17 protein-coding genes are annotated in these 23,090 nt (G+C 64.9%); 1 reads left to right on the forward strand and 16 read right to left on the reverse strand.

What is annotated here, in order from left to right; all coding sequences use genetic code 11:
- Positions 1-170: 170 nt before the first annotated feature.
- From LDO15_RS14140 to LDO15_RS14200, 13 genes are all read right to left on the reverse strand, one after another.
- A complete protein-coding gene (locus LDO15_RS14140) occupies positions 171-1,496 on the reverse strand; it encodes a hypothetical protein (protein WP_223979608.1) in 1,326 nt (441 codons plus the stop codon).
- A 12-nt stretch (positions 1,497-1,508) separates the two neighbouring features.
- Positions 1,509-4,661 carry a hypothetical protein gene (locus tag LDO15_RS14145; RefSeq protein ID WP_223979609.1) on the reverse strand — a complete coding sequence of 1,051 codons (3,153 nt, stop codon included), beginning with the start codon at positions 4,659-4,661 and terminating at the stop codon, positions 1,509-1,511.
- Positions 4,550-5,695, reverse strand: coding sequence for a hypothetical protein (locus LDO15_RS14150; RefSeq protein WP_223979611.1), 1,146 nt, complete (start codon positions 5,693-5,695; stop codon positions 4,550-4,552). The genes LDO15_RS14145 and LDO15_RS14150 overlap by 112 nt, the downstream gene beginning before the upstream one ends.
- A 10-nt stretch (positions 5,696-5,705) precedes the next feature.
- Positions 5,706-7,874: a glycosyltransferase family 2 protein gene (locus LDO15_RS14155; protein WP_223979613.1), complete on the reverse strand. Its 2,169-nt coding sequence runs from the start codon at positions 7,872-7,874 to the stop codon at positions 5,706-5,708.
- 108 nt (positions 7,875-7,982) lie between these two features.
- Positions 7,983-9,914, reverse strand: a complete 1,932-nt coding sequence (locus LDO15_RS14160) for a glycosyltransferase (RefSeq protein WP_223979615.1) — start codon at positions 9,912-9,914, stop codon at positions 7,983-7,985.
- Positions 9,915-9,918: 4 nt separating this feature from the next.
- On the reverse strand, positions 9,919-10,734 hold the full coding sequence (locus LDO15_RS14165; RefSeq protein ID WP_223979617.1) for a hypothetical protein: 816 nt from the start codon (positions 10,732-10,734) through the stop codon (positions 9,919-9,921).
- Positions 10,735-10,747: 13 nt separating this feature from the next.
- Entirely contained in the window at positions 10,748-12,058 is a 1,311-nt protein-coding gene (gene wecC / locus LDO15_RS14170) for a UDP-N-acetyl-D-mannosamine dehydrogenase (protein WP_276572924.1), read from the reverse strand.
- A gap of 7 nt (positions 12,059-12,065) precedes the next feature.
- Entirely contained in the window at positions 12,066-13,988 is a 1,923-nt protein-coding gene (locus LDO15_RS14175) for a glycosyltransferase (RefSeq protein WP_223979619.1), read from the reverse strand.
- A gap of 3 nt (positions 13,989-13,991) precedes the next feature.
- Positions 13,992-14,882, reverse strand: a complete 891-nt coding sequence (locus LDO15_RS14180; protein ID WP_223979620.1) for an ATP-binding cassette domain-containing protein — start codon at positions 14,880-14,882, stop codon at positions 13,992-13,994.
- Entirely contained in the window at positions 14,869-15,687 is an 819-nt protein-coding gene (locus tag LDO15_RS14185) for an ABC transporter permease (protein WP_223979621.1), read from the reverse strand. Before LDO15_RS14185 ends, LDO15_RS14180 begins: the two co-directional genes overlap by 14 nt.
- A 71-nt stretch (positions 15,688-15,758) precedes the next feature.
- Positions 15,759-17,498 carry a glycosyltransferase family 4 protein gene (locus LDO15_RS14190; protein ID WP_223979622.1) on the reverse strand — a complete coding sequence of 580 codons (1,740 nt, stop codon included), beginning with the start codon at positions 17,496-17,498 and terminating at the stop codon, positions 15,759-15,761.
- Positions 17,495-18,754, reverse strand: a complete 1,260-nt coding sequence (locus LDO15_RS14195; RefSeq protein WP_223979623.1) for a glycosyltransferase family 4 protein — start codon at positions 18,752-18,754, stop codon at positions 17,495-17,497. The genes LDO15_RS14190 and LDO15_RS14195 overlap by 4 nt, the downstream gene beginning before the upstream one ends.
- 5 nt (positions 18,755-18,759) lie before the next feature.
- Positions 18,760-19,173, reverse strand: coding sequence for a hypothetical protein (locus LDO15_RS14200; protein ID WP_223979624.1), 414 nt, complete (start codon positions 19,171-19,173; stop codon positions 18,760-18,762).
- 430 nt (positions 19,174-19,603) lie between these two features.
- On the opposite strand from LDO15_RS14200, the gene LDO15_RS14205 reads away from it, so the two are divergent.
- On the forward strand, positions 19,604-20,104 hold the full coding sequence (locus LDO15_RS14205) for a DUF3515 family protein (RefSeq protein WP_223979625.1): 501 nt from the start codon (positions 19,604-19,606) through the stop codon (positions 20,102-20,104).
- A 6-nt stretch (positions 20,105-20,110) separates the two neighbouring features.
- Here LDO15_RS14205 and LDO15_RS14210 read toward each other — a convergent pair whose 3' ends face one another.
- Genes LDO15_RS14210 through LDO15_RS14220 form a run of 3 tightly spaced genes read right to left on the reverse strand, consistent with a single transcriptional unit; the run spans position 20,111 to position 23,084 of the window.
- Positions 20,111-21,241 carry a D-alanine--D-alanine ligase family protein gene (locus LDO15_RS14210; RefSeq protein WP_223979626.1) on the reverse strand — a complete coding sequence of 377 codons (1,131 nt, stop codon included), beginning with the start codon at positions 21,239-21,241 and terminating at the stop codon, positions 20,111-20,113.
- Positions 21,242-21,258: 17 nt separating this feature from the next.
- Positions 21,259-22,341, reverse strand: a complete 1,083-nt coding sequence (locus LDO15_RS14215) for an NAD(P)H-dependent glycerol-3-phosphate dehydrogenase (RefSeq protein ID WP_223979628.1) — start codon at positions 22,339-22,341, stop codon at positions 21,259-21,261.
- Positions 22,338-23,084 carry a lysophospholipid acyltransferase family protein gene (locus LDO15_RS14220; RefSeq protein WP_223979630.1) on the reverse strand — a complete coding sequence of 249 codons (747 nt, stop codon included), beginning with the start codon at positions 23,082-23,084 and terminating at the stop codon, positions 22,338-22,340. The genes LDO15_RS14215 and LDO15_RS14220 overlap by 4 nt, the downstream gene beginning before the upstream one ends.
- Positions 23,085-23,090 lie beyond the last annotated feature (6 nt).

A 23,090-nucleotide genomic window follows, 5' to 3' on the forward strand; every position in this document is an offset into this window, starting at 1 on the left:
CAGATGACGAGGAAAAGCCAAACCTTTCCGTCGAGTCAGCTACGCCCCGACCCACTATAGCAACCGGGACCGCACTCTCTCCTACCGGCCCGGCGCGTCGCCTGAATGCCGCGTCGCGCACCCCACACTAACGAGTCCGGGTCCCAATGGCCACTCGGACAAACGGGGGTTCACTGCAGGGGAACCTTTGGCAGGAACCGCTCAATTGTCTGGCCGATCACAATATCGGGCTTGTAGGAGTCGATGACCTCATAGTCGAACGAGGGTGACCATTCGAAGCGGAATTGCTTGAAGAACCTGGCGAACCACCAGGCCAGACGATCGGGATGCAGTCCATCGCCGAAGAAGGAGTTGCCGAACACAAGAACCTTCAGCGAGCTAGGGGCAGACGCATTGGTCCACACCCGGCGCTTACCCTGGTGGCCAGACGGAGGATCGAAAGTTTCCACGAGTTCAAGGGCTTCCTCAAGGTGCTCCACTGAGGCGCGGGTCGCCCTGGCTTCCCGCGCCAGGATTGGAACACCGAAAAATCTGTCTGCGAGATCCCCTCCCGAGATTTTCGAGTCTGACAACTGAACACGGAGCGCCAGATCTCTGAACCGCGGATCCAGATGAGTGGTCATGGCAAGAAAACATGCCCTGGCCCCCGCTGCTGACAGGTGCAGGTCATTTGTGCGGTAGGCGGCCTGCCCCGGCCAGCTGCTCAGGATCGACAGTGATTCGCGATAGTAGTCCCTGTTCGCCGCTGTTTCTTCAATCAATGCCATCCGCGGCGTAGGAACAGTCACATCTACCGGCGCCAAGTGTGAGAGCACTGTCAGCTTTTCCGGGATTATTGTTTGGAGGTATTCCACGCCGCGGCGACTGAGGGACTCAAATCGATGGTCGTAGATTTCAATCCATTGAGCGGCCCCCTCGGCCGCGCTGGGACGATCCTCTGCATAAAGATCGATCAATCCATTCGATCCGCCCACGAGGAAGAGGTGTCCATCGTGTCCCAATACGGCGGACTCATCCGGCGACTTCAGCCCAACAGGCAAATATACCGACGACACCGCGCCATTTGTGGCATTGTCCATGATCGTGTCGAGAGAGGATTGATTTGCGGTCATGATTGAGGGCTGAGGAGGCTGATCCGGCGCGACAAAACCTGCCCCTGTCCACTCATTGGCTAGTTTCAACCTCAGTCGATTTGCATTTCCGGAGGACAACCTGAGAACTTCGGGATGGGAGCCGTCATTTATTTCGACCACAACATTACCGGCCAGGACATCAAGCGCCGAGACGTCCTCTTCGCACTTGATCTCGAATCCGGCGGGCTGGTCGGTGATGTGGGACAGGTCCCCGCGGACGCGGGAAGGATTCCCGCGTCCGATCTCGGCTCCGCGCAGCAGGACGCGGACCAGAAGATCACCATTGCTGGCGCAATGTGCCGAATACGCCCACCCGGACACCGTTCTGCCGTCGTCGTGAAGTCGTTCGAAGTAGCCGCCCATTAAGTTCTGTTCCTACTCGCCAAAGCACTGTTGTAAGTCATGAAGAATTTTCTTCGCCCTGCTGCCGAATGAATGGCTTTCCCGAATCCAGTCCACCACTTCATCCTGCTCGGGCCCTGACCAGGGGTTGTCAATAACGTCCCGAACCAGCAGGGGAATTTCGTCCGCAGATTCGTACCATTTTACGCGGTCCCCGAACACCTCGACACCGCCGGCTATGGAGTCGGAAATGACCGGAGTTCCAAGGGCAAGGGCGTCAAATATCCGGTTGTTGATGAAGCCGCTCTGGCGCATTGACGGATGGTGATCGTTCAATACGACCTTTGCCCCGGCGTATGCACCTGGCAATTGACTATTATCGATGTACTCGCCGAGCACCATTGAACTCATGGCCGGCTCGCCCGCCCAGCCTTCGCCGTAGATCCCCCGGTTCAGATCTGTTTCAAGAAGTGTCAGTCCCTTGGCCGATGGCCGTTCGTACTCCCAGCGGCGGTTTCCAACCACCAGCACATCGGCCGATCGGACGTTGGAGGCTCCCGACCGCCGAAAGCGGCTCACGTCCGTTGCCTGAAGCAGGGGCCGCACGTCCACTCCGTACTTGCGCGATGCCCACATCGCCCAGCTCTCACTGGCCGCGTACACCAGGTCGAAACCCATCAGTTCTTCTGGCTGGACCAGCTCGGGATGCGAAATGATCCACAGAACATTGAGCGCACCGGGTATGGGCGGAATGTCGTAGCGTCCGCGAATCACGATGTTTATCTGGTCGAGATAGGTGGATAAGCGCCTTGCCGAAGCCCGGTTGTCAACGTAGACGTGGTGTCCCAATTCCCGCATGGCGTCCGCCAGCTGACGTGCAAAGAAGGTGTCGCCCCAACGCTCGCCCCGGGTTCCCCCCGGGGCACAGTGTTTGATGGCAATGACGGAAGGAGCGGTGGTTCCCTCCTGGGGGGGCGCTGTCCGCCTGAGGATGGGCCGCGGGATCCATCGATCGGTCGCCTCTCGTGCATCCGGGTCAAAGCGTGCGCCCATGAGGGAATAGGGCGTGCCGCGCCAGACATCCTCGGCGCTCCGCGTCGAGGCCCCGGACCACCGGCCCATAAAGCGCTCAGTCGAGGACTGTGACCAGGGTTCTGACGGCGCCGCGTTGGGCTTCCTCGCCATGACCCGGACCGATGCCGCCACCAGCGTAAGTTGCCCCAGGTCCCGCGCAGCCCGGTGCGAGTAGTCGACATCGAACCACCTCTCCGGGAGGTCGGCGGCAAAACCTTCCAGGCGGGAGAAGGCGTCTGCCCCTACCAGCATGGCCGTGAGGCTTGCCCCCGCGGCCGGTATCGTTGCGCTGATGCTCTTCAGATCGTCCTCGTGGTGCCCTTCAAGGAACACGAAAGGCAACCTCGCCTGCACTGCGGCCGGGGTGTACTGATACCCCGCCGATATGACGGTTCCGTCCTGATCCACCAGTGCCGGCTGGACGGCGGCTACGCCAGGTGTCAGCATCACCGATAGCTCGCCGACCTGGCTTGCTTCGAATTCAGTTCCCGGGCGAACGAAGAGGAGACGGTCGTGGGCCGACTCGGCGAAGCCAACGTTGGCCAGCAGGGCTGACGATGCTGAGGGCACGACCCGAAATTTGACGGGCACGGTGGCCAGGCTCCGTTCGGCTTGCACCGTGAAGCGTCCGAAGCGCTCTGTCTTGGCAGCGACGACGACGACTTCGGAGACGCCGGAATTGCGGCGCGTTAGGGAACGCAGGGTCTTCGAGAGTTCAAAGGCGGATTCGTCCTTCCAGACGAGGATCGCCGACACACCCGGGAGACGATCCTCGGCTGCTCGTTGCGGATGCCAGTCGACCATCGCGCTTTTGCGAACCCCTTCGAGCCACACGTCGAAGACTCTCCGAGCCAATTTCGAAGAACCCGGCGAGGGTCGTTCGGACGAGGCACCGATGAAGGGGACCAGAAACGGATCAGCCTGTTTCCCTACGTTCCAGGCAGCCTGGAAGCCACAGGCTTCGCCATGCCCGGCGTCGAATGCGTGTTGACCGAGGAGGCTCTTCTCCACCATCCAGTTGCTGAGACTGAACGCCCCGCCGGAGAGCAGGGCCTCTTCATCGAAACGCACGTGAAAGCGGTCTTTTGCCTTGTTCGGTGCCTTCTCGTGGAGAACCGAAAAACCGTGGCTGGCGTCTTGTGCCGCCAGGGACCAGGCCATTGTCTGCAGGAATCGGGGATCCCAGCGGTGCCCGGGGCCCAGGAACGCCACATACCGTCCGGTTGCCTCCCGAACGGCCCAATTCAGTGCGGATGCGGTATCGAGGTTCCTCGCATCCAGTCGACGCGAAGGCAGGAGGTCGCGACCGGACGCGGAGGCCTGCGCTCCGCCGTCGGTCTGGTCGACGACGATCACGTCCGCCCTCACCGACGCCTGCTCGTGGAGGGATGCCAATGCTGACTGCAGGTCATCTGCAGTGTCGTGTCCGTGGACAATGACGGACACCACCGGTTTCCCGGTACCTTCGTCAGCCTCCATGGACTGCGCGGCCATTGCCGCCAGGTACTGCTCGCTCGTACTGGAATCGAATCCGGCTGATTCCGCCTCTGACTTCTGACGCCGTTGGGCTTCGAACTCCTGACGCCAGGCCTTTGCCTGCCCGATCATGTCTGAGCGGAACGTGTTCCACAGCACCGGGGCAGCACCGTTACTGATGCCCGGCAGCTCGGCCCCGGATTCGACTCCAAGGTATGCAAGGAGCCACCCGAACACTCCGTGGGGATCCTTCAAGGATTCCGGATGAAGCCTCGCCACGGCGTCCAGGTCCACGACGGGGTGCGGATTGGCCACAGGGCGGCCCGGGAGAAACAGCAGCGCGTAGGCGGGCTCAACGGACGGATGGCGCCGGCGCATCGCTTCCCGGAACCATTCGAAATCGAACAGCGGGTGCGGCGAGAACCGGCTGGCCTTCATCTTCGACGCCGCGTCCCTCACCGCGTCAGCGCGCGAATCGAAGCGTTGCCCGCACTGGGCTTCGTACCACTGTTGGTCGAAGAACGTTACATCCTTCGCCACGAGGTCGCGAAAGAGCGGACGAGGCAACGCAGCCTTTTCCGCAATTTCTTCGCGAAATGAAATCCTCTGACCAGAATTCTGCGAGTCGTCTGCCATACCTGTCTCTCAATTGAAGCGTTGGCCGGGTGATCGGAATCCGTCACCGGGCCGGGCTCGATGGCCGGGCCGCGCCGGGCCTCGTGTGTGGGTGTGCTTTCGCTTCGCCTGGAGCCGGCGGTCCGGGAATCCCCGGCGTCCAGACTATTCAAGTCACTCCCGAAGAACGCCGCATGTGCCGCTTGAAGATGCTGCCGGAACCGGCCCCGGGGCGGAGGCACGTGGCCTGCCTGCAAGGCCAGAGGCACAAATTCAATCCGCCCGGATGCATCGAGGCCGCCGACCGCCGGATCAACCCCCCGCATGGTGGCGAACGGCGCGTAGTGCTTGCTGTAGTGGTCGGTGTCCCGCGTGTTTTGCACAAACCGAACGAAATTGTTGTCGGGCGTCGCCGCGTACAGGTGGCGCAGGTCGAACCGGGAACGGTGTGCCCTTTCAACGGCGGCGTATCCCCCCATCCCCGGGAAGCACGCGCGATAGAACGTGCTGACCACTGAGTTGACGTAGTCTCCGACGCGGGTTTGTGGCGAGAAACAGACCGCCGCCGAGCCATCGATCTGGCGGGAGATCGCCAGCGCGGCAAATCCGCCGCCGCTGGACCCCGTCAGGAGAATCCTGTCGTACCCTGCAGCCGCGGCGATGTCCTTGATGAGGTCAGCCACGTCCGAGCTGAAATCCTGCTCTGAATTTCCGATATACCAGGCCAGCGCCATGGCCCTGTTGATGTGCAGGCTCGAGTCCGCCACGAACAGTTGAGCGGCATCAAACGGGGCAATGGTGTTCCGCCACTCGAAGCGGGGCAGCGTGAACTTGGACCGCTGCAACGAGCCGTGGAAACTGACGATCAGCGTCCTGGATGCCTTGGGAATGTACAGTGCGGTGATATCCAGGCGTCCGCCCGAACAGCCCGGCACCACGAATTCGTAGGCCCCGGAGCAGGTGTGGTCAATGTCGCCGGCCGAAGCGTACCGGCGGATCTCGACTGCGTTCCGCTCATCCCAGGCTTTGCCGGGCGTCGTGGACGGCAGGGTCACGGCTTCTCTCCTAACGTGAGGGACTCGGGTTTGAGCCTGTCAGTTCGTGCGCAAACTCCTCAGGCTCGAACTCATCCGTGTCCGCAGGCTCGGGGGCCTCGTTCTCATCGCTGACCGTCGGCCAGCCGTACCGGGTCTTCAAAAAGACTTGTTCAGTTGCCGGGTCCAAGGGGGTCCAGTGAACCGGAACCCCGAATACGGCCATCGCGTTCCGCTCGACCGCTCCTACATCGTACTTATGTTCATCAGACTCGTGGATGTACGGCGGCTCGCTGGCCCAGATTTCCACTTCACCGGCCTGGTGGCCGCTGCGAAGCTCGCGGCTGTATTGGAATGCCGTCGGATCGTAGATGTTGACGACCTCGGACGAGACCCTGTCGGTAACCTCGACGCGATGAAGCCGGCCCTCAGCAAAATCCTCCAGCAGCTCGGCCGAGTATGACTTGTCGATGGCGTCTGCGTGGAGAAGGCTCGGAAAATGCATGAGCCCGATCCTCAGCCCCTGCTCTTGCGCTGACTTCAGGTGGTCGAACATGAGTTGGGATGCCCCCGATTCATCGCCAAAATCGCCGACGAAAAGAATATCAAGTTCCAGGCTTTGCTGCGCATCCGGCAGGAACCGGAGCGGCGCGGGAAACGCGCGCTTCGTCTGGGGGAAGGGCAGGTGCCCGCTGTGCTGACCGGACTCGATCTTCTTGTGCCAGTGTTCGTAAGAATCCCGGTAGGCCACCCTGTCCGGAGACCGGTAGCCCAGGCGGAAATCGTCAATCGAAAGATTTGAGCTGCTGACCAGGGACAGTGTCAGCGGAGCCTCGGTCACTTCCAGCGGCTCCTCACTTTGCACGAGGGCCTGGTAACGGAGGATGAACTCTGTATCCGCTGCTTTGCGGACGGAGTCCCAATGCCCCAGCCGTTCCCTGATAGTCCCGACGTGGAACATAGCGGAGACGTGCGCCGGAGTGATGAAGGCGCCGCGCCAGCCACGGTAGTGGAAGAAGAGGTCCTCGTCTGCGCGGGTCCAGGGCGCGGAGACAAGCCGTCGATCGGCCTGTTTCTCGGCCGCTCGAACAAGCCGTTCAATTTTCTGGGGGTGCTGCCAGTCGTCACCATCGAAAATTGTCAGGAACTCCCCGCCGGCCATCGAGTAGCCGATATTGCGCGACGTGTACGCTCCCGAATTTTGCTCGTTCAACACCACCTTGATACGGCTGTCCTCTGCGGCCCATTTATTGAGGCGGTCGGCGGCGTCACCGCCGGAACCGTCATCGACGATGATGATTTCAAGGTTCCGGTAGCTCTGCTTGATGGCTGAGCTAATGGCAAGGTCGGTGAATTCGTCCGGCCGGTACACCGGCATGATGACGGTGACGAGCGGTCCGCCGGTGACGGGCAGGACGGCTTCCGTTGTGAGCCGCAAGAACGCAGGTTCGGGTCCCTCTGCCAGCGTCAGCCGGGCGAGCCCCGCGTTTTCGTACATCGCGTTGATCTCGCGAAGCCAGGCGTCCACGTCTGCGGAATCATCTTTGAAGGGATTCGCGGCGTTGGCCCGATACAGGTGGAGATCGTTGGCGTTCATCTCGGCCGAGTCGTAGAGACCTTGAAGTCGTATGACCTCGGCGCCTTGCCCAGTCCGGGCAAGGGAGTCGAGGAAGAACTCACCGCGTCGCTTGTTCTGGAACGGTTCCGCGCCAAGCCTCTGATAGACAAATGTATAGAGCGTCGATGCATTGAGAATGTCGTCTTTGAGGATGTTCTGCCGGTAGCACAGATCGGCCAGCTGAAGCAGCGCGGACCGGCGCGCGGAATTCAGAATTGGCTGCACGCGTTCGCGGGACTTCCCGCCGATCCTGTACATCTCGAGCCCGGTAGCCATGTCCGCCCAGCTCCACCTGCCGGAGGTCACTGAACTGACCAAAGCGTCACGGCCGTCGACAGACCGGAGCTTCGTCAGCCGCTGTACCAGCCTGGCGTTGGAAATCATCGACTTCCGCCCCCACCAGGCCAGCGCGCCCGGCCTCTTCTGCGCGTCCAGGTGACGGCGATGGACAGGGGCGGACTTGACCGCCCGCCTGGCTGAACGCAGGAGCCGGTCCAGGCGCATCGCAGCGAGCAAGAGAGCCGCGATGAATGCCACCACCAGGAATCCAAGGAGCAACGGGTTGCGTGCGTAGGCGGCCACCACTACCAGGGCAAAGAGGGCGGCGAAAGAAGCGGCGGCCGCTTTCTTCTTCGGGGACAGGCGCGCAATTCTGCGGAGCGCTTGTAGAAATTTCATTCGCTGAGCCTTCTAAATGTGCGGGTAGGTGGTGTGGGAGGACTGGGACGCGACGGGATCCGGCACGCGGGCGAAGTGGCTGCGCATGTCCTCGAGCCTTGTTCCCCCGGGGACGCCCGAGGTGCCCGGGACGGCCCCGATCTGCGGCGGCGGCCGGAAGCCGTCCCACTGTTCGGCCACACTCTGAATGAAGATGCTGTCATCCGGATTCCAGGTGTGTCCGCCGTGCGAATCCGCGCCGGAATGTCGTTGCATCAGGTAGTTCTGGCCATGGGATCGGTAAATGAGTCCCCCGGCGGTTTGGACTGCCTGCAGGAGGCAGCGGTCGACGGCTCGGTGGACGGGCCGCCATCCCCCCAGCTCACGCAGTTCGTCCCTGCCGAGCATCATGGTGCCGCCCGCCACGTGGTCCGAGTACTGCTCGCCGAGCGGGGGCCGGCGCGTGGTGATGTCCAGGCTTTCCAGGTACACGAATTCGACTTGGGCCCCGACCAGGGTGGCGCCGCTGAAGTCCTTGGCGTGAACGAGGTCCCGCAGGTGGTGCGGGCCGTACCAGTCGTCGTCGTCCATCTTGCAGACCAGGTCTCCGCTGGCGGCGCGGACGCCGGCGTTGAGCACGTCGCCAAAAATCATGTCGGCCGGAACGGAGCGCAGCTGCAGCTCGCCGGGGTAGGCCTCGACGGCGCGCCGGACCTCGGGCAGTTCGGCGTCGAAGCCGTGCAGGACCACCACCACTTCCAAGGCTTCCCAGCTCTGGCGTGCCAGCTGGTCCAGGGCGGACGCCAACTTCTCGGGCCGGCGGGTGGCCAGTATCACGCTCACGGAAGGCGAGGGAAGCAGCGGCTTGCCCAACTGGCCCAGCAGGGAGTTCCAGACGGCCTTCGGGCTGTACAGGTCCAGGGCCGTCCGGCGAAGCTCGATCGACTTCGATTCCCGCAGCACGGGCGGGTCGTCGGCGTCGAAAGCCTCGATGCAATCCACCAGCCTGTGGCCGAGGAGGGACCGCACCGGGGCCGGCAGCTCCCGGGTCAGCAGCGGCACGCCGGCGACGGCCAGCTGGCTCAGGCGCCGCGCCAATTGCCAGTCCAATCCGCCAAAGCGGGTGCCGTTCACCTCGAGGTAGTCGTGCGGCCGCAAGGCGGCCAGGTCGGCTTCGCGCAGGTCTCCGCCGGGGCCGAGTTCGCCCGGCTCGAGCGCCCGCGCCGGCTTCTCCGGGAATGGCAGGAACCCCATGGGCGAGACGACGGCGGTATCAACGGGCGGCAGCACCGTCCCCGGCGGGGTCCAGACCGGCGGCGTCACACGCCCGGGGTTGTCGGCCATCTGTTCGCCGAGCTGCTGCGTGAGCCCGCTGTGCCCGATCAGCACGTCCACGGAATAGATGTCATCCGGCTCGGGCCGCAGGAGCTGCTCCGTCATGAAGCTGCCCAGCGCGTCCCCGGCGAGCCAGGCGCTGCCGGCGGGCTCCGTGAAACCGACCCGCAATCCGCCCAGCACCGGCCGCGGCGTGGCGGGCGAGCAGCAGCCCAGCGCTGCGAGGGCCGCAGCATGCACATTCACCCATTTGCCGCCTTCGACCAGCACCGCGAAGCCAATCCCCGGGACGGTCATGGCGGATGCGCCGGCTTTGATCTGGAGGCTTCGCGGGGTCCAGACCGGCAGGTCGGCGGCCGGGAAGAGTCCCCGGATGACCAGGACGAAGCGCTGCGCCCGTCCTTCGCTGCGGAACAGCGGAAGCAGCGCCCGGGCCTCGGCCAGCGATTCCGCCTGGACGACATAGCTGTCCCACCACAACTGCTCCGCTGGGACGCCGTGTTCCCAGTCGGAGCCGGTCCGGGGATCGCGGTGCTCCCAGTCCGTGCGGGCGTAGTCCAGCCCAAGGTCCAATGCCAGCCGGGCCATGGGCTGGCCGGCGGAGCCGACCGCGACGCTCTTGATCTGCATGCTGCTAGCTCCCGGCCCGGCGGGTGCGGGCTTTGAGCCGGCCAAGGATATAGGCAGGGCCCTTGCGGGCAATCGCCCGGGCGCGCGAAATGCCCCGGTTCGGGGCTAGCCCCTGTTCCAGGCGGCGGCGCTCGACTTCGGACTTTTTCAGCCGTGCCTCGAGGTGCCGGATCCGCTGCTCGTAGTCCAGGCGCGTGGCGCTGTCCGCCAGGTCCCGGACCACGATGTTCAGGTCAAGGGTTGCCGCGGCACCCTTGCGCAGGTGCAGCTTCGGTTTGGGCCGCCGGAAGTCGTGCAGGCCGAGGGCGCTGCCGGAGACCCAGCGTTCGCCGCCGGAGCTGCGTGCGTTCTTCTCCGGGTCACCGGCTTCCCGCAGCTCCCGAAGCGTGGCTGTCCGCCACAGTTCGATCGCGCCGGGCTGCCCGTCCACCAGGGCTCTGAGGACAAGTGCCTGCGTCTGCCGCAGGCTGTCGATCATGGCCTCCAGCGAGTGCAGGCCCAGGGCCGTTCCGGCGCTGAGCACCAGGGTGTAGTCGGCCTCCGCGATGTGCTGGCCGTCGGTCTCGAGAAATGAAAAGCGGCGGTCGGTGCCAAGCCACTCTTCGAGCTTGGGACGGCCGCCGTCCTGAGTAAGGATGTCGACGGCGAAGTCCTGGCAGGCGGAGCCGAAAAGTGATGCGACGGTCCCCGCAATCTCCAGATCCGTTGCCTTAGCGGCCCGAATCAGGATCCGGACCAGAGGAGTCTCGCGCCGCGGCGTGTGCAGGGCCTTGAGGGCAAAGCCGGCATTGCGCAGCTCTTCCTCAATGGACGCGGACACGGCGTGGCTTCCCCTATCCACTTACGTTGGCCCCTACGGGCGTGTGCGGCCGGCCGGACTCTGCAAGATCGTGCTGGTTCCAAATGCCCTTGGTGTCGATGACCTGCTTGCCCTCCAGGGACAGGAAGTCTAGGGCCAGGAATTCATCATGGTCCACCAGGAGCAGCACGAGGTCCGCCGCGGCTACGGCTTCCTCCGCGCCGTGGAGGCGGGTGAGGCCGGAGGCCGTCAGCGCCGCGGGGAGCTCCTCGACGTTCGGGTCGACCACCAGGACGGTGCTCTCCGGCAACTGCCGGACCAGTTCCTGGACGATCGTCACCGACGGCGACTCGCGGACGTCGTCGATGTTGGCCTTGAAAGCCAGGCCGAGGACGGCCACGGTGGCGCCAGGCTGGTCGGCAAGTGCCTCCACAGCCTGCCGGACAACGTGGTGCGGCTTGGAGTCGTTGACTTCGCGGGCCGTACGGATCAGGCCGGAGTGCTCCGGGACGGCGTCGACGATGAACCAGGGATCCACGGCGATGCAGTGTCCGCCCACGCCGGGGCCGGGGCGAAGGACGTTGACGCGGGGGTGGTGGTTCGCGAGCTCGATCAGCTTCCAGACGTCGATGCCCAGATTGTCGCAAATCAGCGACAGCTCGTTGGCGAAGGCGATGTTGACGTCGCGGAACGTGTTTTCCACCAGTTTGGTCATCTCGGCGGTGGTGGCGTCTGTCAACAGGATTTCACCCTGGCAGATGACCTCGTACAGCCGCTTGGCCAGCTGGGCACCCTCTTCGGTGAGGCCGCCGATGACGCGGTCGTTGGTGACGATTTCGATCATGATCCGGCCCGGCAGAACCCGCTCCGGAGAGTGCACGATGTGCACTTGTTTGCGTCCGGGAGCCGCGTCGAGTGACAGGTCCGGACGCAGTTCCAGGAGGTAGGCGCCCAGGCGTTCCGTCGTGCCGGGAGGCGACGTCGATTCCAAGACGACGAGTTCGCCGCCGCGGAGCTTGGGCGCCAGGGCCTCGACGGCGCTGCGAAGGTAGGACAGATCGGCGCCGTTGCCCTCGGCGAGCGGGGTGGGCACAGCGATGATGAACGCGTCGGCCGCGGGAACGGTGGACATGGCGACCAGGTTGCCCAGGCTGACAGCGCCTGAGACCACCACACCCATGTCCGGCTCCACAAAGGGAACCTCGCCACGGTTGACGGCGTCAATGGTCGCCTGTTTCACATCGACGCCGGCCACGAGCTTGCCTTTGGCGGCGAAGCTGGCCGCGGTGGGCAGGCCAATGTAGCCAAGTCCGATGACGGCAACATCAAAAATCGTCTCGTCCATGTCTCCCCTAAACTAAAATGTGGTCTTCGGGCGAACCGAAGAACTGAATCTTTGAAGAAGCCAGAAGCTCTTCATTGGTGATTGGCCAGGTGTGCGACGACACGTCGGCGCCGCGCATCTGGCAGTAATTAAAGCGGTCCGCCGAATAGATCCGGGCGCCAGACTCGATGACGTCGCTGAGGAACCGCGAATCTTCTCCGCGTTGCAGCGGCTCGAACGGAAAACGCCGGAAAGTATCGGTGGCGGCGAATATGGTGGGCCCGGACACTGCTTCCACGTAGCGGTGTTCCAGCTGGGGGTTGCGCAGGATGGTGGCCCCGGCACCGGAAAGGTGCATGTAGTGCGCCCGCTTTCCCACAACCTCGGCTTCGGAGTACATCATGGCGTGGACCTGGTCGCCCAGGTACAGGGGGCTGTAAATGTCGTCGTCATCCCATTTGGTGGCGAACGAACCGTCGGCGTGCGCCACGAGCGAATTAAGGCATTCGCCGAGCATTCTCTGCTGCGGTTCCTGAAGAACCACGACGTCGGTAATCCCGGCATCCAGGCACTTCCGCCGGAACGCGGCGCCGTCGAGCTCAAACCCATGGGCCAGGTAGACCAGCTGGACATCCACGCCCTGCTGGGCAGCCACGCCGGCGATGACGTGCTCCAGTTGCTGCGGGCGGAAGCTTGAAACGAGGACCGACACCTGGGCACGCGGTGCCGTCACGGCCAGCGCAGGCCGCGCTGCCGCCGCGATGGACCGTGCCCGGTGGCTGAACGTGTGCTCCGCCCAGATCCGGCGCTGGGCCTTGTGGACGAGGCGCTGTGCGTAGTCCGGGTTGGCGGTCAGTGCCTTCAACAGGTGCGCGGCGTCCTCCCGCGTGTCTGCCGTGGGGATTTCCCTGTCCGGGAAGAATTCCGTGATGGCCAGGCTGGGGGTCGAGACAACGCAGGAGCCGGCCGCAGTGATCTCGAATATCCGCCGGGCGCACATCGACGGCGAGTCCGTGACGGAGTTGACGTTGAGGAAGACTTTGTACGCCTTGTAGGCGGTCAGCATCTGCTTGTAGGACAGCGACCCCACGACGTGCTTCTTGAGGATCCCGGGGAACTGGTACTGCGGCTGCCGGCCCAGCTGGCGCGAAAAGATTTCGAATCCGGGGCGCTTGCCTGCAGTCGCGTCCACGGCCGCTCCGAGCAGGTACTCCATCTGCCGGCGGCGGTCCTCATACTTGTGCGCAAAATACATTCCGGCGAAGGCGATCTCGCGGGCATGCCAGCCGTGCCGGGGACGGGCCGGGTTGTGGATGCGGGGCTGCGCGGCAAAGGGCAGCACGGAAATACTGTTGTGGCCCAGGTCCTGCCGGTAGCGGGGAAGCATGTTGGCGTCGGTGGTGAAGACGTAGTCGAACAGTTTCGCGGCGGGGAGGAAGTCCTCGTAGTGCGGCGGGTCCTCCTTGTTCCAGAAGACGGCCGGGAGTCCGGCCGCCCGGCATCCTGCCACCAAATCCTGGAAGACGGCCGACGGACCTGCCGGGCCGGTGATCTTGCCGCGCCACAGGCCGGCGTTGCCTGCCCAGGCGGATTCGACGACGACGAAGTCCAGCGCCTCGTCGCGCAGCTGCTGTTCCCAGCCGTCCGGCCTGAGCGCCACAACGGTCCACTCGGCGGAGAACGCCGCCGCCGAGAAGTCGTCCATGATGATGCCCACCCGCAGCTCCGGATTCCGCGGCCGCGCAACGTCAACGGCCGCTTCCCTGAAGATCAGGTGCCGGCCGGGCCCCAGGCCGCGCCAGGCGCCTTCCGCGCCGCGGACGCCGGCGAGGCTGGCCTCATCACGCTCGGCCGTGCTGCGGTGCAGGTAGCTCTTGACCTGTCCCATGCCGCCCTGGCGGGCGTGCCACAGCGCGCGGCGCCAGTACGCCGTCCTATCTCGAAAACTCATCGTCTACCTGGACCGCTTCCAGCCGTTGGGGAGCAGCGTGGTCCGCATTTCGGGCAGGCTCGCCATCAGCTCGGCGCGGATCTTGCGGCCGTAGTCCGCGTTGCCCTCGTTCATGCGCCAAATGAAGTTCCGGTATTCCTTGGCGACCTCGTCGGGGGTTCCATCCATGATGAAATCGCCCTTGTCGATCCAGAAGGCGCGATTGCACATGCCCGTGATGGTCCCGAGGCTGTGGCTGACCACAAACACGGTTCCGGCCTGGTTGGTGACCTTCTCCATCCGCGCCTTGGAGCGGTCTTTGAACTGGGCGTCACCGGTGTTGAGCGCTTCGTCGATGAGCAGGATCTCGGGGTCCACGGCTGCGGCGATGGCAAAGCGGAGGCGCGCGCCCATGCCCGAAGAATAGGAGTTCATCGGGTGGTAGACCTCGTGCTCCAGTCCGGACATCTCCACAATGTCATCGAACTTGGCATCGATCTGGGCGTGGCTCATCCCCATGGCCAGGCAGCCGAGCCGAATATTCTGGGCACCCGAAATGGAGCTGATCAGCGCTGCGTTGACGCCCAGCAGGATGGGGTTGCTTGAGGCATAGACACTGCCGGTATCAGGGATGATCAGCCCGGCAAGGACCTTCATCAGGGTGCTCTTGCCGGAGCCGTTGCGGCCGATGATGCCGATGGAATCGCCCTGGTTGGCCACGAAGGAGATCTTGTTCAGCGCCTTGGTCTTGACTGCCGTGTCACCGAGGCGGCGGCTCCTCAGGCTCTTCACGATGGAGGTCCGGGAATTGGTCCGCCCGGGCGTCCTGTTCTTGGTCCGGTAGACCACCGAGATGTCGTCCACCACCACCGTTGGATCGTGGTGGGGGCCTCCCGAAAGATCAGACACGTCCATAGCTTTCCTCCCCGCGCCAGAAGACGAACAGCCCGGCGGCAACTGATCCCAGAGCCCACAAAGCCAGGACCGCCCAGGCCCGCCAGGCCGGTGTGGTGTCGTAAAGGACCGAATCGCGAATGATTTTGATGACCTGGAAAATCGGGTTGTAATCCATGATGGTGCGCATAACGGGGTACTTTCCGAAGCGGCTCTCGGCAAAGAAGACCGCCGAGACATACATCAGGAACCGCATGAGAAAAGTGAACAGGTGGCTGAGGTCCGGGATCTTCAGAATCAGCGGAGCCAGGAGCATGCCGATCCCTAGATTGAACAGGAATTGCAGCAGGATCGCAGGAACAATCAGCAGCCAACGCCAGGTGATCTCCTCGGCCGGTGCCGTGAAGATCACGAAGAGCAGCATGACGATCGTGACGGGAATGTTGGAGAGGAGTTCCCGCACGTTCAGGGCAATGGGCAGGGCCGCCCGGGGAAACTGGAAGGCGCGGATCATCGACGTGTTGCTGGTCAAAGACTTGGCTCCGCCCAGGATGGACCGGGTGGTCATCGAAAACGTAAACACTCCGATGATCAGGTAGCCGATGAAGTTGTCGATGCCCTTGCTGGTGCCCAGGAACACGCCAAAGATCAGGTAGAAACTGAGGCCGCTCAGGACCGGGGTCAGGACGAGCCAGGCGGATCCCAGGTGGGTTTTGTCGTTGCCGCTCTGGACGCGTGAGCGGGCGTCGAAGAGGATGAAACTGCGGCGGTCCCACAGCTGGACCAAATAGTCCAGGAAGTCTGGCCGCTGCCCAACCTTGCTCAAACGGACAAGGTTCACGGGCACGGAGACGGTTGGCGCCTTCGTCTGTTCTGCTTCCGTTTTTTCCTGGATGCTCATCTGATAGTTACTCCCAGCATTTCCAACTCTCTTGCCAGGGCAACCGCGTTGGCGGCCCAAGTTCTCTCCTGCAATACCCGTTCCCTGCCGGCAGTTCCGAGTTCGGCTGCGAGCTGCGGATCGGTCAGCAGTTCCCGGATCGCGCCGGCTAGAGAGGCAGGGTCCCCGGCCCCGGCCAGGAGGCCGGTCACGCGGTCCTCGACCAGTTCCGCCAAGGCAGGCAAGTCGCTGGCCACTACGGGCCGGGCGCACGCCATGGCCTCCACGGGCTTGAGCGGTGTCACGGAACGGGTCACCTCCAGGTCCTTGCGCGGCACAACGAACACATCCAGCGCTTGATGGTACAGGGCCGCCTGGCTCCGGGGCACGCGGCCCGTGAAGACAATGCGGCTGGCGAATCCGCTCCGCTGCGCCTGAATCTGCAGCGATGGCATCGAGGAGCCGTCACCCACGATCAGGAGACGGAGCTGAGGGATGTCCGCCGCGAGCCGCATGAATGCGGCCAGAAGGTCCTCGATCCCTTCATAGGGTACCAAGCTGCTCACGGTCCCGATAAATTGCCCGTCTTCCGGGAGGCCGAGTTCGCGACGTGCGCTGGCTTTGTCCAGCGGCTCGTCGAGAAACGTTCCGCCGACTGCATTGGGGGCAATGATGACCTTGCTGGCGGGGACGCCGGCGGCGACGATGTTGGCCTTCATGGCCTTCCCGAGAGTCAGTACGAGGTCCGCGTCCCGCATGACTTCAGCTTCCCGGTCCTGGAACAGCCGGTACCTCTCGCTGTTCCGGGCCTCGGGACCGCGGGTGGAGGCCCAGGTGTCGGCCAGTTGGCCGCGGACCTCGTAGACCCAGGGAATCCCGAGGGCCTCGGCCACGGCCCGCACCACGAGTCCGTTGACATAGTGCGTGGTGGTCTGCAGCACGCTGGGCTTGAATTCCAGGGCCACGGCGAGCAGTTGTTCCGCCTGCTGCTGCAGCCGGGTGTCAATGGTCTGGGCCATCGTGGCGGGCAGGAGCCGGTGGTAACGGATCCCGTCCACGGTGTCTGTGGGCTTGGCGAACAGCTTTCCCACCTGCACGGGATAGCCCATCCTGGTGACCGCCAGCACGTCCCAGCCGGCCGCCTGCTGCGCCAGCAGGGTGGAGTGGGACCGCTGGGCGTAGCCGCTGGCGGTGTGGGGCAGGGAGTTTGTCAGCAGATGCAGGATCCGGCCGGGAACCGGCGGGTAAGTCTGGCGCTCGAGCGACGGCGAAGCATCGGTCAGGATTGCGGCCTCAGCGGCCAGGCGCGCCCGTTGCCGCAGTCCCGCGGCCTCCGATCCGTCGAGCGCCGCAACGGCGTCGCTGACGTGGCCGTCGTACCAGAGGCGCCGTGCCCGGGCCTGCAATAGGTGCCGGGCCGTGCCGGCCTTGGCGAGGAAGACGTCCGAGACCGCCGGGAGGTTTGCTGCGAGGGCGACGTCGGCCAGGCGCCGCGCCCGTTCGCCGTCGACGGTTCCGTCGGCCGCGATGCGCAGCCGGCGTTCGACGTCGGCGTCGTCCCCGGCGGCGAGTGCCGCGAACAGCACGGCCGCGGAGGTGGAGTTCTTCGGAGCCAGTTGACACAGGCGCTTGGCCAGCGGGAGAACGGCCGAGGGCAGCCTGCGCGAAAGCTGGAGAAAGAGGATGACGGGATCGTCGGTCAGGTGCTGGCGCACAACGCCCTGGGCCAGCCGAACGTTATTGACGAGTTGCATCATCGGCCGGAGCGGGTTTCCGCGAGCAACTCGGTGATGAGTTCCATGTAGCGTCCCGCGAGTTGCTCGTACTCGGCGTTCGCTTTGACCCACTGGCGGCTGTCGCCATTGCGGACCAGCCGGCCGCGGTCGGCGGCCAGTTCGCGCCACAATGCGGCGAGCTGTTCCGGGTCGCTTGCCACGATGTCGCCGGCCTCGGCGTCAGAGACGATTCGCGCCGCCTCGCCTCGCACCACCGCGGTGATGTGCCGGCCGATCGCCAGAACCTCGTAGGTCTTCGACGGGACGGTGGTCTCGAAGGACTTCCAGTCATCCCGCAAGGAAACAATGCAGGTGTCCGCCGACGAGTATCGTTCCAGCATGGCGTCCCCGGTCATGGGCGGGTGGAACGTGACAGGGGCCTCCAACTCACGTGCCAGCTTCTCCAGCGCAGGCCTCTGGGTCCCGTGGCCCACCATGTGCAGGTGCATCGAGTCCCCCACGAGGGCACTCGCGCGGATGGCGACGTCGAGCTTCTGGCTCTCACCGTGGTTTCCCAGGTACAGGGCCTCGAAGACGTCACGCTCCGGTTCAGGCGGTCCCACGACGGGGATGGCGTCCAGGTGCACGCCGTTGCTGACGGTGGCCACGTTGCGGACCCCGCGTGATCGCAGCGTGGCTGCGAACCCCTCCGTCACCGTGACCACGAGGTCGGCACGGTGCTGGACGAAGTCCACCACATGTTCCACAACGCTCTTGACGCTGCCCTGGACCAGGCGGGCGTCTCGGGCCAGGTCCGGCCAGGCGTCGCGCATTTCCACGATCAGCGGGACGCGGCGCATTTTGGCCAGGGCGTAGCCGGCAGCAAGCGACGGCAGGCCGGGGGCGGTGACAATGACGACGTCGGGCTTGCGGACCATCATGCCGGCGGGGACTGACAACAAGGCCGAATAACACTGGTCCAGGAGCCGTGCGGCGCGGGAGTTTCCGTGCCGCAGGTAGGGGACGTGGAGGATCTTTTCGCTGAACTGGCCGTGGCGCAGCCGGAACGGCCGTCCGGCCATCCAGCGCGGGAGGGCCCGCCGGCCGAAGGGGTAGTGCGCCACGGGCGTCACGACGTCGACATCCCAGCCCGAGTGGGAGAACTCCTTGATCATGGCCGTCCAGCGCCGCTGTGGCGGACTCTGTTCGGGCCAGTAGGAGTGCGTGATCAGCGTGATCTGCAGGCCGTCACCCTTGGCCTTGGGCCCAGTCGACGCCACCAGGTCTTCATCCTGCATGGGTGTTAGGACTTACCTGTGCGGGGAAGGCCGGTGACTTTCTTGGAGCCGATGAACCGGAAGTAGGCGAAGCCCAGGCCCAGAAGGACCAGGACGGTGATGGCCTGGACGGCCAGGGGGCTGCCGGTAGCAACGGCCACTGCGGCCTGGACCTCGGACTTCACCATCACCGGAGGTTCGGTGGGCGTTGCAATGACGGCCGGGGCCGTGGACGGCACCGGCGTCGGCGTGGGCGAGGGAGTCGGCGTCTCCACGGCGGTTTCTTCCACGGGAGCCGGGGCTACGGGCGCTACGGCGGGCGGCGTTTCGATGACGGGTGCGGGCGTCTCGACCGGCGGCGCCGGCGGCGCTACGGGTGGAACGACCGGCGCGGGGACGGTTTCGACCGGCGCCGGTTGCACAACGGGCGGGGTTTCCACCGGCGGCGGAACGATAACGGGTTCGGTCGGCGCAGTCGGTGTCGGATCCGGCGAAGGCGGTGTCGGTCCCGGGTCAGCAGGCGTTGGAGAGGGCGAAATCGCCGTTTCCAAGGGGCTAGGGATCACCAAGTCATCGGCGCTGGCGGCTGTCGCCGTGCCCATGACCGAGGCTGCCAGGAGCAAAGCTCCCAGCCCGGTGCGTATGGATTTTCTTCGGCTGCACGACGTCATCGACAGTCCCTCCCCCACAGTGCGAGATTGAATCAAGTATGCGTTATGCGGCCAACACTAACGTCATTGTCGGCAGAGCCCCACTGATGCACGAGGTCCCAGTCTACTCGAAGGTAAGAGCCAGCCTGTTCAAAGTGATGCTACCCGCAGGTCCGAACCTGTGGCGATAGCGCCACGCGGGCGCGGCTAAGCTGGATAAATGCTCCGTTTCAGCCGCCCTGTTTCCGCGCGCCTTGCCCTGACCCTGGCCGCCGCCGCGGCCGGCGCTGCCTTGACATCCTGCGCCCCCGTTGTCGACGTCACGCCCGCCAAGGACGCCGCGAACGCCGCCTGTGCGCCGATGATGCTGGCCCTTCCCGACGCAATCGGCGACGCCAAGCTGCGCAAGACCAATGCCCAGGCCACGGCGGCCTGGGGAGATCCGTCCCTGGTGATCCTGCGCTGCGGAGTCAACGTTCCCGGCCCCACGACCGATCGCTGCGTGAGCGTCAACGGCGTCGACTGGGTCATCAAGGAAGGAAACCCGGTCTGGACGCTGACCACGTTCGGCCGCGAACCGGCCACGGAGATCCTCATGGATCCGGACAAGATCAGTTCGGCCACCGTGCTGGCAGACCTCTCCGCCGCGGCCCAGAAGATCACGGCGACCCGGAAATGCGTGGGCCAGGAGGACCTGCAGAACCTGCCGACCAGCAAGTAGGGCGAGTTAGCGCAGGCCGGTCTTGCGGTGCAGCGCCAGGTGGATCAGCTCGTCGATCAGTTCGGCGTAGGCCAGGCCCGAGGCTTTCCACATCTGCGGGTACATGCTCTTGGGCGTAAACCCCGGCATGGTGTTGATCTCGTTGATGATCAGTTCGCCCTCGGGCGTGTAGAAGAAGTCAACCCGGCTCAGTCCCTCGGCTCCGACGGCGTCGAAGGCGACGGCGGCCAGTTCCCGGACCCGGGTGATCGCCTCTTCGGGGAGGTCGGCCGGGCAGCTGAGCGCGGCGGCGTCGTCAACGTATTTCGCGTTGAAGTCGTAGAACTCGTGCCCGCCGCCCGCCACGGAAATCTCGCCCGGCATGGACGTCCGCGGGGCATCGGTCCCCCGGCCTTCCAACACGGCGCATTCAATCTCGCGGCCCGTGATGCCGGCCTCGATAACCAGCTTGGGGTCGTGCTCGCGGGCTGCCTCGATTGCGGCATCCAGGCCCTCGAGCGAGTCCACTTTGGAGATGCCCATGGAGGAGCCGGCCCGGGCCGGCTTGACGAACACGGGGAAGCCGAGCTGGTCCACGCGCTTGCGGACGGTCTCGGGGTCAGTGAGCCACTGCCGGTCGGTCACGGCGATGTACGGTCCCACGTGGAGCCCGGCCGATTCAAAGACCACCTTCATGAAGTGCTTGTCCATGCCGACGGCGGACGCCAGCACGCCGGCGCCCACGTAACGGGTGTCCGACAGTTCCAGGAGGCCCTGAACGGTCCCGTCCTCGCCGAAGGGCCCGTGCAGGAGCGGGAAGACGACGTCCACGGCGCCAAGCTCCTGCGGGACAGCGTTCGGGGAGGCGACGATCAGCTGGTGCTCGCCGCCGATCTCAGCCAGGGCCACGGTCTGCGCCGAGGGCGCGACTTCGGGCAGCGACGACGCGGAGAGCGACCACTCGTTGGTGTCGCCGGAGGCCAAAACCCATTGTCCGGTCTTGGCGATCCCGATCGGGATGACGTCGTATTTGTCTTTGTCGATTGCGCCCAGGACGCCGGCGGCTGTCACGCAGCTGACGGCGTGCTCGCTGGAGCGGCCGCCGAACAGCACCGCCACGCGGGGTTTGGACGGGCCCGTACGGTCTTCTGTGGTCATGTTGTTCTCTGACACTCTCAGTAATCGCCTTCGGGTTTCAGGTCCCGGGACAGCAGCAGCGGGCCCAGTTCGTCTACGGACAGTTTTCCGGCCAGGACGGCAACGACGGCCGCCGTGATCGGCATGTCGACGCCGAGCTTCCCGGCAAGTTCGTGGACCGCCTGGCTGGACTTGATGCCTTCAGCCGTTTGTTTCATTTCGGCGGTGACCTGATCAAGGGTCAGTCCCTTGCCGAGCAGCCTGCCGGCGGTGTGGTTTCGGGACAGCGGAGAGGAGCACGTGGCCACAAGGTCGCCCAGGCCGGCGAGCCCCGCCATGGTGCGGGCCTCGCCGCCCAGGGCGAGCGTCAGCCGGGAGGTCTCCGCCAGGCCGCGGGTGATCACCGAGGCCTTGGTGTTGTCCCCCATCTGTTTGCCCTCGCAGATGCCCACAGCCAGGGCGATGACGTTCTTGACGATCCCGCCGATTTCGACCCCGATCACGTCCGTGGTGGTGTACGGGCGGAAGTACGGCGCGGTGCAGCTCCGGGCGATCCAGCCTGCCGTGACCGGATCCGTGCAGGCCACGACGGATGCCGTGGGCTCTTCCCGCGCGATCTCCATGGCGAGGTTCGGTCCGGACACCACGGCTACCCGGTTGGCGGGCAGGTCCAGCTCCGCGCAGATGACCTCGCTCATGCGGGCATCGGTGTGGAGCTCGAGGCCCTTCATCAGGGAAACCACGACAGCGTCCGGCGCCAGGTGCTCCTTCCAGGCCTGCAGTTGCGGCCGCAGGGTCTGCGCCGGAACAGCCAGGATGACCAGCTCCGCGCCGGACAGGACCTCGGCGACGTCCTTGGATGCGGTAATGCCGGACGGCAGCGTGATGCCCTTCAGGTACTGCTCATTGCGATGCTGGGTATTGATCTGGTCCACGACTTCCGGACGACGGCCCCAGAGGCGGATGTTTCGTTCGACGCCGGAGGCCGTGGCCGCGTCGGCGACGACCTTGGCGAATGTCGTACCCCAGGAGCCCGCTCCCAGGACGGCCACGGTGGTGGCGGAATCAGATCCGCGGAAGGTCGGAGTCCCGTGATCCGCCGTCACTGACTCCGGGGTCATGCGGTACCGTCCGGGTCAATGCGGCCGTGCGTGGGCTGGTTGTGCGCCGCCGGGTCCCAGCGCTGCGCAGGCGGCTGCTCGCCGCGCAATCCTGCCAGGAGTCCGGTAATGGCGTCCATGATGACGTTTGTGGCTTCAGTCAATGTTGCCCGGTCCAGCGGGCGGCCTGCGAACGCGCTCAGATCTACGGGATCCCCGACCACCAGGCGGGAGGTCTTGCGCGGGAAGACGTGCAATCGCTTGGCGTAGCGCGGCAGGACTTCTTGGGCGCCCCAATGGGCGATCGGCACCACAGGGATGCCGCTCTCCAGCGCCATGCGTGCGGCGCCGGTGTGCCCCTTCATGGGCCAAAGGGCCGGGTCCCGGGTCAGGGTCCCCTCGGGGTAGATGATGATCGCGCCGCCCTCGTTCACGACTTCCTTGGCGAGCTGTAGCGAGCGGTTCGCTCCCGCCGTCGAGCGTTCCACCGGGATCTGCTTGGTGGAACGCAGCACGGCACCGAGCACCGGGACCTTGAAGAGGCCGGCTTTGGCCAGGAAGTGCGGCATGCGCTTCTGGTTGTAGAGCATGTGCCCCACCACCAGGGGGTCGATCTCCGTGCAGTGGTTGGGTGCGGCGATGAAGCCCCCGGCAGGGAGCTTCTCGAGGCCTTCCCACTTCTTGTTCATCAGCAGGTTCATCACGGGCCGGACGATGCCGGCGACCGCCACAAACGTGGCGTGGCTCTTGGCCGATTCCTTCACAAGGCC

It is taken from the genome of Arthrobacter sp. NicSoilB8, from assembly GCF_019977355.1.
In the GTDB taxonomy this organism is placed as follows: domain Bacteria; phylum Actinomycetota; class Actinomycetes; order Actinomycetales; family Micrococcaceae; genus Arthrobacter.

What these genes read in the sequence shown, in the direction of transcription:
- LDO15_RS14195 (WP_223979623.1), bottom strand. Translation starts at nt 18,754, where the DNA reads ATGCAGGATGAAGACCTGGTGGCGTCGACTGGGCCCAAGGCCAAGGGT.
- LDO15_RS14180 (WP_223979620.1), bottom strand. Translation starts at nt 14,882, where the DNA reads ATGGACGTGTCTGATCTTTCGGGAGGCCCCCACCACGATCCAACGGTG.
- LDO15_RS14140 (WP_223979608.1), bottom strand. Translation starts at nt 1,496, where the DNA reads ATGGGCGGCTACTTCGAACGACTTCACGACGACGGCAGAACGGTGTCC.
- LDO15_RS14175 (WP_223979619.1), bottom strand. Translation starts at nt 13,988, where the DNA reads ATGAGTTTTCGAGATAGGACGGCGTACTGGCGCCGCGCGCTGTGGCAC.
- LDO15_RS14215 (WP_223979628.1), bottom strand. Translation starts at nt 22,341, where the DNA reads ATGACCCCGGAGTCAGTGACGGCGGATCACGGGACTCCGACCTTCCGC.
- LDO15_RS14210 (WP_223979626.1), bottom strand. Translation starts at nt 21,241, where the DNA reads ATGACCACAGAAGACCGTACGGGCCCGTCCAAACCCCGCGTGGCGGTG.
- wecC (WP_276572924.1), bottom strand. Translation starts at nt 12,058, where the DNA reads ATGGACGAGACGATTTTTGATGTTGCCGTCATCGGACTTGGCTACATT.
- LDO15_RS14145 (WP_223979609.1), bottom strand. Translation starts at nt 4,661, where the DNA reads ATGGCAGACGACTCGCAGAATTCTGGTCAGAGGATTTCATTTCGCGAA.
- LDO15_RS14190 (WP_223979622.1), bottom strand. Translation starts at nt 17,498, where the DNA reads ATGATGCAACTCGTCAATAACGTTCGGCTGGCCCAGGGCGTTGTGCGC.
- LDO15_RS14160 (WP_223979615.1), bottom strand. Translation starts at nt 9,914, where the DNA reads ATGCAGATCAAGAGCGTCGCGGTCGGCTCCGCCGGCCAGCCCATGGCC.
- LDO15_RS14205 (WP_223979625.1), top strand. Translation starts at nt 19,604, where the DNA reads ATGCTCCGTTTCAGCCGCCCTGTTTCCGCGCGCCTTGCCCTGACCCTG.